Raw genomic sequence first — 1,177 nt, forward strand, 5'->3', positions numbered from 1 at the left:
CCGGGCCCTCAGCCTGCCCCAGCCCCGAAAAGTCCCCACCACACAGACGCAGAGTCCCCGTCAGCAAGCTGACGAGGACTCATGAATGATCGAGGCTAACGAGTGATGATCTCGTTGTGGATATCGCCGACCTGGAAATTGATCAGTCCACCGCAGGCGAGCAGGCAGTACCCGTTCGGAGGGGTGGGGGGTACAGGCGTCGTGGATACCACGACCGACGTTGTGCCGTTCGAAGCACCACAGTTGTCATTGCCGTTGTAGGCGGCCGTGATCGTGTGCGTGCCGGTCGAGGAGAAACTCGCCGTGTACGCCGCGTTCCCATTAGCGCCGACGGGCACGGTGTCCAGGATGTCAGGGCCGTCGAAGAACGTCATACCGAGACCACCGCTGGGGTCCCCGGTGCACGTCACTGTCGCGGTGAGTGACACCGGCGATCCCACCGTCGTCGAGGACGGTGATGCCTGGACGGCTGTACTGGACGGCACGGCCGCAGCCGCGGGTGAGGCGAATCCCACCACCGTGGCCAAAGCCGTACAGGCGACCACTTTCCAAGCTTTCTTCTTTTCCCAACGTGCCATCGGTTCGACTCCTAGATCGTCCAGTCGGCGGAGGTCCGCCGTAGGGGGTCAGGGAGCGTCACCCTACGTGGCGAATTACCGCAATCTCTGGAGACATTGGCGGGTCGACCCACTTGGATCAGAGGGGCACCCAAAAGGCAGGCGCGTTGTTTAAGAATCCGAGAACGGGAATGTGAAGCCGTTTTCGCCGCTCCTTCCTGCGGATATCGCCGCCCGGCTAGATCACCGGGGGTGGTACACGCGTGTAGGTGAGGGAGTTGCTGGTTCCACCGAGTGAGATGACGTTCACGTTGACGGAACCCGCCGCTCCCGCCGGGGCGAGCGCGACGACAGAGGTGTCGGACAGGACCGTGAACGCCGCGGACGTGCCACCGAAGAGCACGGTGGTCGTCGTGGTCAGGCCGGTGCCCGTCAGCGTGACACCGGCCCCGGCTCCGGTCGGCCCCTGGGTCGGGGAGAGAGCGGTGAGGACCGGCAGCGTCACATAGGTGTAGGTGACGGAGTTGCTGATGCCGCCGACCGTGGTGACGCTGACCGCCACCGCCCCCGTTCCGGCGGGCGCCACAGCGGTGATCTGCGTAGCGGAGTTGACGATGTAC

2 protein-coding genes are annotated in these 1,177 nt (G+C 64.5%); both read right to left on the reverse strand.

Annotation, left to right across the window (positions count from 1 at the left end; translation table 11 throughout):
• Positions 1-95: 95 nt before the first annotated feature.
• On the reverse strand, positions 96-578 hold the full coding sequence (locus ACFVT5_RS18185; RefSeq protein ID WP_389888225.1) for an Ig-like domain-containing protein: 483 nt from the start codon (positions 576-578) through the stop codon (positions 96-98).
• A 217-nt stretch (positions 579-795) separates the two neighbouring features.
• The coding region (locus ACFVT5_RS18190) for an IPT/TIG domain-containing protein (protein WP_389888228.1) at positions 796-1,177 on the reverse strand (382 nt) is incomplete at its 5' end.

It is taken from the genome of Streptomyces sp. NPDC058001 (assembly GCF_042886315.1).
Classification (GTDB): Bacteria; Actinomycetota; Actinomycetes; order Streptomycetales; family Streptomycetaceae; genus Streptomyces.

Coding starts and splice junctions, on each gene's coding strand:
- ACFVT5_RS18185 (WP_389888225.1), bottom strand. CDS start 578: ATGGCACGTTGGGAAAAGAAGAAAGCTTGGAAAGTGGTCGCCTGTACG.